The sequence below is a fragment of the Nonomuraea sp. NPDC049129 genome, from assembly GCF_040648495.1.
In the GTDB taxonomy this organism is placed as follows: domain Bacteria; phylum Actinomycetota; class Actinomycetes; order Streptosporangiales; family Streptosporangiaceae; genus Nonomuraea.
Genome location: NZ_JBEZDU010000020.1, coordinates 194,140 through 200,616, shown reverse-complemented (window position 1 = coordinate 200,616; position 6,477 = coordinate 194,140). Strand labels below are relative to the sequence as shown.

Annotated in this window: 1 protein-coding gene; it reads right to left on the bottom strand. The window is 69.2% G+C overall.

What is annotated here, in order from left to right; genetic code table 11:
• Nucleotides 1–103: 103 nt before the first annotated feature.
• The gene (locus tag AB0B64_RS44500; RefSeq protein ID WP_358186674.1) at nt 104–6,253 is read right to left on the bottom strand and encodes an RHS repeat-associated core domain-containing protein; all 6,150 of its coding nucleotides are present in this window, start codon (nt 6,251–6,253) and stop codon (nt 104–106) included.
• Nucleotides 6,254–6,477 lie beyond the last annotated feature (224 nt).

Below are 6,477 nucleotides of genomic sequence, written 5' to 3'. Positions count from 1 at the left end.
TTTTATGTGGGTTTTGTGCGGCTCTGCGCGTTAAGTCGGGGTGTGGGGGGGGGCCCGGGGGCCCCGGGGCCCCGCGCCGGTCAGATCAGACGCGCCGGTCGGATCAGAACAGTCCTCCGAAGAAGTCGTCGAGGCCGCTCTGGTCGAAGTAACGGATGAAACGGCCCGTGGTGTCGCTGACGGTGCCGGTCTTCGTCATCGGCGGCTCCTGCTCCATCGGCTTGTAGTCCTGTCTCATGCCCTGACCCGAATTCGAGGGCGGGACCAGGTTGGGCGGCGGTTCCCCATCCGGATACATCTTCCCGTTGCGGAACACCGAGACGGACTGGGTCGGCTGCGACACTCCGTTGTTGCCGTAGACCTGTCCCGGCCGCACGGCGGCCGAGCGGGTCGCCTTGGGCGGCGACTGCCGTTGCGCCGCCCGGTGGCTGGTCGGTCTCCTGGCAGGACGCGCACGTGATGCTTGTCTGGAGGGGAGCCTGGTCACCCGCCCGTTGGTCACCTTCTTCACGTGCCTCCTGGTCTGCCTCGCGACCTTCTTGGCCTGCCGTGCGGCTTTCGCGGCTCTGCGCTTGCGCGCCTGTTCGGCGGCCTTCTTGCGCATCTCCTCCGCCTTCTTCTTGGCCTCCTCCGCCTTCTTCCGCCTTTCCAGTTCCTTCGCCTTCTTCTTGGCCTTCGCCGCGGCCTCCCTCGCCTCCTTCAGCGCCTTTCTCTTCTTGGCCAGTGCCTCCTTCAACTTCCTGGCCGCTTTGGCAAGGGCCCGCAGTAGGGCCCGGCGGGCCGCGATCGCCCGTCTCAGCGCCTGCTGGGCGAGCTTTCTGGCCAGCGCCCGCGCCGCGAGCCTGGCGATGACGGCGGCGGCGATCCAGACCCACTGCCCGTCGGGGTCGCTCATGGTGACGGGGCTGTTGTTGGCGTAGGCGTAGGCGTTGAACTGCTGCGGGTCCTCCTCGTCGATGACGGGGTCGACGGACAGGAACCGCCCGTTCTTGGCGTCGTACTCGCGGGCTCCGAGCTGGACCAGCCCGATCGAGTGATCCTGGACGCCGCCGACGAATCCGCGCTGGCCGGGCCACCACGGTGGCGGGGTGCCGCGGTCCTCGCCGAACGGCGTCATCCTCCGGACGGCGACCTCGCCGGTGCCTGCGTTGACGGCGGCCTGCGCCGTGCCCTGGTGGTCGGAGGCCAGGAAGTAGACGTTGTTGTCGGGGGTGCGCACCGCCACCGGCTCGCCGTTGATGGTGTAGTAGCGGGTGCACTCGACGACGTCCTTGGCGTTGTCGAGGCGCAGCTCCATGTCGTCGATGTAGAGCGTCGAGTCCGTCGGCGTCTTGCGCAGGAGCCGGTCGCCGTCGGCGTCGTACACGAACGAGGTGGTCTTGCCCGCCTCTGTCACCGACTCGAGGTTGCCCTCGGAGTCCCAGACGAGGCTCTGGTCGGCGGTTCCGACCTTGCGCCTGGTGGTGTTGCCCGTCTCGTCGTAGGCGAAGGTGTCGGCTCCCACCGACTGGAGGGCGTGCGGCTGCTTCTCACCGGGCTTGGGGTAGGTGGAGGTGCGGACCGTCTCGGCCGCGCCGCCCCAGGCGTGCTTGGTCTCCTTGATCCGGTTGCCCGTGACGTCGTAGGCGTAGCTGGTCGCGTACGGGGCCACGCCGCCGATCTTGTCCGACTGCGGGGTGCCACTGGCGCAGTCGTCGGTGGCGGTCCATGCCGAGGTCAGGCGGCGCAGATAGTCGTAGGTGAAGCACTGGGTGTCCGGCGACTGGCCGCCCGCCCTGTCGGCGATCTTGGTGATGTTGCCGGCCGGGTCGTAGGTGTAGTTGAGATCCAGATCGCTCTCCGGGGCGTTCTCGCGGTCGAGTCGCGTCCGGGTCAGCCGCTGGGTGACCTCGTCGTGGGTGAAGGTGAGCCAGCTCTTCTTGCCGCCGGCGCTCAGCTCGTACTGAAGGGTCTCGCCCATCTTGGAGTAGCGGGCGGCCGTGACGTACGACGACAGGCCGGCGACCTTGGTCGGCTGACTCAGCTCGTCGTAGGTGTAGACGACCGACTCCTCGGCCAGCCCGCCCGCGGCCGGGAAGCTGACCGACTGGACCTGGTCGTCGAGGGTGTAGCGGGTGTTGAGCACGTACGAACCGGCCAGCTTGCCTTCCCGCTCCGGGACGGTGACGGTCTCCCGCAGGGCGCGGTACTCGGCGTCGATCGCGTTGATCTCCGCCTTGTACGCCTGCCCACCGACGTAACGGATGCTGGCGTTCTGGTGCCCCTTGGCCAGTTCGTCGTACTTCCACTCCGCGAGCAGCGGGCCGTCCTTGGAGCCCTCGTGGGTGGCCACCTTGCGGCCCAGCACGTCGTAGTCGTAGGCGAGGGTCTTGCCGCGCGCGTCGGTGGAGGTGAGCAGCTCGTCGGCGTCGTTGTAGGTGAAGGTGGTGACGCCCTTGTCCGGGTCCTCGGTCTTGATCTCCCGTCCGCGCAGGTCGTAGGTGTGCCGCCAGACGTTGCCGGCGGCGTCGGTCACGGTGGACAGCCGGCCCGCGTTGTCGTAGGCGTACTTGGTGGCGTCGTACTCGCCGGTCGGCGTGGCGCCCTTGTACTGCCGCAGCTCGATGAGCCGGTCGTCGGCGTCGCCGATGCGGGTGACGGCGGTGCCGCCCGGCGGAGGCGTGATGTGCACCCGGTCGCCCTCCTGCGTGACACTGGCCCGCCACTTCTCCACGCCCTTGGCCCTGAGAACCTGGGCGCTCATGTCGCCGGCGCCGTCGTACAGGTAGCCCATCTGGGTGGGCACGTCCGTGTCGGCCACCCCGAGCAGGTCGGTGGACGGCTCGCCCGGGCTGAAGTAGCCGCTGTTGTTCTTGGTCACCTCGCCGAAGGAGTTGTAGAAGGTGTCGGTGATCGTGCGCCCGTCGCGCAGCGCCGGGTCCTGCGTCTGGTCGTCGCGCGGGGCGGGCTCCTGGGTCTGCCGGTCGCGCAGCAGGCCGTCGTACAGCTCGTAGCTGGTGGTGTAGCCGCCGTCGCCGCGCAGCGTCTTGGTGGTGACGACGTTCGGGCCGTCGGTGCGGGTCAGGTAGGAGTACTCGGTGTTGGGCGACTGGCCCGCCGCCTTGCTCCGGTCGGCCTGCCACACCTTGACCAGGCGGCCCAGCGCGTCGTGCTCCATGTCGGTGCGCCGGTCGTTGGCGTCGATCTCGGCCACCGGCTCGCCCCAGGCCGGTTCGAGGAAGGTGCGCTCCATGTGCCCGAGCGGGTTGGTCTCCCTGACCTCGGTCGCCGGGGCGCCGGAGGCCGGTGAGTAGGTGGTGGTGACCTTGGTGCCGACCGCGTCGGTCTCGCTGGTCGTGCGCCCGTAGGTGTCGTAGGTCAGGACGGAGTTGGTGATGGTCGTGCCGTCTCCGGACGTCTGCTGGATGGTGGTGACGTCGCCCTTGACCGGCCCCTGGCCGTAGGGCTTGCCGTCGTACTGCACCCGCTCGTCGGAGATCACGTCACCGGCGGCCAGCTTGGCCACTCCGGCGCCGCAGCCGGCGGCGACCTTCTGGATCCTGCTGGTGTAGTCGAGCATCCAGGCCGTGTCGTTGCGGGCGTAGGTGAAGCGCGTGCACTGGTCGTCGTCGGAGGTGCCCAGGTCGCCCTGCTCGTCCACCTGGGTGAGCAGGCCGTGCTCGTCGAAGGAGCGGGTCTCGCCGACGCGCCGCCACTTGCCGCCCGCCAATGCCTCGCGGTTGACCATCGACTTCTTCTCGACGATGTACGCGGTCTTGGTGACACCGTCCTGGGTCGACTGGGCGGTCTTCAGCGACCACGGCTCCTCCGCCGTCGCGGAAAGGATCGCGCCGCCGTCGCCGTCGTAGAGGATCTCCTCCCGTTGGATGGCGGCGTACTGGTCGAGGTCGTCCAGCTTGCCGCCCTCGGAGTCCACCACCTGCACGTCGCGCTTGGACCCGTCGGCCAGGCGGTCGCCGTCCATGCCGCGGAAGTACCTGAGCTCGGTGAGCGTGCGCTTGCCGTCCTGGCCGTTGCCTTCGCGGACGCGCACCCGGCCGAACCCACGCCAGTCCGACCAGGTGCGGTGCGCGGGCTTGACCAGGATGTTGTCGGCGTAGCGCCAGGCGGCCCCGTCGAGATACTCGTAGTCGGTGACCACCGGCGGCGAACCGGCGACCCGGTCCACCTCGAGGGTCTGCTTGACGACGTACTTGTGGAACCAGTCGGTGACCTCGCCCTCGTCCGGCGGTGCCCACCGTTGCGGGAAGCAGAGCCGGGTGTTCTTGTCGGCGGCCGGCAGGTCTCCCGGCTTGCAGTCGGCCGGGGCGTAGTTGATCCGGAGCTCGCCGCCGCTCTCGTTGTTCACCGCCTGGACCCGCCACTTGACCAGCGGCGCGCGGCCCTCGGTCGCGTCCACCCTGTTGGGCAGCTGGACACCGATGAACGTGATCTTCGGCAGCGTGATCGTGCCGCCCACGTGACCGCTCTGCTGGATCGAGGCCAGCCACAGCGCCGGGCTGAGGCCGTCACCCGTGGCGGGGAACTGGTGCGCGAGCGCCCAGGAGTCCACCGGACAGTACTGCGCGCCCGAGCACTTGGCGGTGTCGGTGTTGAGCACCTGCGTGGTGACCTTCGCCAGCCGCTTGCGGCTGAAGAACGTCGGCGCGAGCCGGTCGGTACACTTCTGGCCCGAGCCGCAGATCTGGTCGAAGGGGACGTCCGGCCAGTGGCTCGCCGTCTCCTTCTTGAGCTGGTCGGCGGCGCAGGTGACGGTCCCGCCGGGGACGCACCGCTCGGCCACGTCGAAGACCGTGCGGGCCGCGGGCGCCTTGGTGAACAGCTCGTTGCGCAGGTAGCCGTAGTCGATCCGGGTCAGGTAGCCGCCGCGCACGTACTCCGTGCCCAGCTCGGGCTTCATGTTGCGGCCGTAGAAGTTCTTCTCGGCCTCGTACCAGTAGGTGATGGCGTTGCCGTGGGTGTCGACCTCCAGGTCGAGGTTCCACCGGTACGCCTGCTGGCACCAGGCGTTGGCCGGGGTGCTGGAGTAGCAGGGCTCGCCGCTGTTGTTGCCGAACACCGGATGCGTCCAGGTGGACTTCGTCTCCGGCTTGCCCGACGCCCAGCCGGGCAGACGGTTGAGCCCGAAGCTGTACTGGGTGCCGTCGGCGGTGGTGACGCGCCAGTACTCACCGTTGTTGTCGCCGTTCACGGCTCCGGTGAGGTATTCGATCCGGGTGCCGTCGTCGCGCTTGGGCCGCCACTGCTTGGTCGTGGCGTCCTTGACCAGCTCCACGGACGAGCTGCCGAGGGACAGCGTCGCGTTCTCCTGGTCCCAGCACAGATCGCCGGTCTTCTTGCCGTCGATCATGCACGACTTGTAGCGACGTTCGATGTAACCGCCCGGGGTCAGCTCGAAGCCCTCCCCCACCCACGACGGCTGGTTGTTGGTGGAGGCGGTACGGCCGTCCACGCTCTGCGAGGAGTAGGCGATCGACATCTCCGGCTCGTCACCGCCCAGCGCCGGCGGCGCCCGCAGCTCGTAGCTCCAGCTGAAGTCACCCGACTGGGTGCCGACGCTCCAGTCGGCGGAGGGGGCGAGCGAGGTGGCGGAGTGGTCGCCGGACGAGCCCGACGGCGCGGCCGTCACCGCGTACAGCGCCGGCAGGTCGACGTCGGCGGACAGCTTGCCGGTCTTCGTGTCGTTGTCGCTGGGTACCGGCTCCGGCCGGGGACACCCGGCCGCGGCGGTCAGCGCGCATTCCGGCAGCCGCACCATGCGCAGCCTGGCGCCGTAGTCGCCGCCGAACGCGTAACGGAACCCGGAGTAGTCGATCTCCAGACGGGTCTTCCCGCTCTTGGCCGCCAGGCCCTGACCTGGCGAGACCCGCAGTGCGAGCCCGAGCAGGCCCGTCGGCGCGGTGTCGAGCAGTTCGACGCGGACCCGATCAGGAGTGGCCACCTCGGCCTCAGCCGTCTTGGCCGTCTTGTCCGTCTTGGCCTCAGCCGTCTTGGCTGCCGACTTCGGTGTGGCGAGCCGCACCGGGAAGCCGGCGGTCAGGGTCTGCGTCTTGCCGGTCGCGTCCAGCTCGACGGCCTGTGGTTTCGGCCAGGTGATGCCGGGTGGGGCCTTCCACGCCTGTTTCGCCGCCTGATCGGGCGTCATGGGCAGCACCGGGACCGCCCGCCCGCGGACCGGGGTGTCCTTCTGCGTGACCGGGGCCGAGCGCGGCGCGGCGCTCGCGGGCATCGCGTGCGTCAGCGGCACGACCATGATGACGGCCAGGATGGTCGCCAGCCGCCGCGGCCATGGCGATGGACGTGCTGGTTGCTGAAAACGATTCCAGTGGGATTCGGGCAGATCTAACTCGGACGGTTCATCCATTGAGCTCACCCATTCTGCGGGACGAGTCGGGACTGGTGTGCGGCTATTGGGGCAATCTGTGGGGGGTTCAGCACGCCGTCGTGACGCGGGGTGAGCCGGAGGGTCCCCGTCCC